Below are 580 nucleotides of genomic sequence, written 5' to 3'. Positions count from 1 at the left end.
TGCCTGTTCTTCTCTTTAACTTTATCCAGTTCAACCAGTTCTTTGTTGTAGTAACCTTGCTGAACCATAAGCTGAGCAACGTTCCAGTGGTATTTAGGCTTGTGCTTTGCAGCCAGTGTCCATACCTTGATAGCCTGATCCCACTCTCGTGCTAGCTGCCAGTATGTCGCTTGCTCTGCTAACAATTGAGCGTCAGAATTAGCATTACTTGATTTACTGATCTCTTTCGCTGCTCGCTCCGGAATACCACGCTTTGCATACAGCTGTGCCATCAAGCGTCGATCTGAGTCAGTAATCTCAACACCTTGTAGCTCAGCAAGCGCTAGGGTATTCAGTGCATCACGATTACGATCAAGTCTAAGTTGAATGCCCACCAATTGACGCCACCAGTTCGTTTTGTCTGGCTGAAGAGCAATTAAGCTCTCTAGGGTTGGAATGGATTGCTTCCACTGTTTCAATTGCAGCTGAGCACCAAGCTTGAGTGACAAAGGCGCTAAATCAGGCGTTTTGTTGAACTTGTCATGCTCGGCAATCGCTGGGAGTACTTTCTTCCAATTCTGAAGTTGATACTCGGCTTGAG

At 46.4% G+C, this 580-nt stretch carries 1 protein-coding gene; it reads right to left on the bottom strand.

The window, feature by feature from the left end; genetic code table 11:
• Positions 1–580: tetratricopeptide repeat protein (locus tag KIV40_RS34320; protein ID WP_375164952.1), on the bottom strand; the 580-nt coding region annotated here is incomplete at both ends.

This window comes from Vibrio sp. D173a, from assembly GCF_030248475.1.
This window is presented reverse-complemented; position numbering and strand designations above follow the sequence as displayed.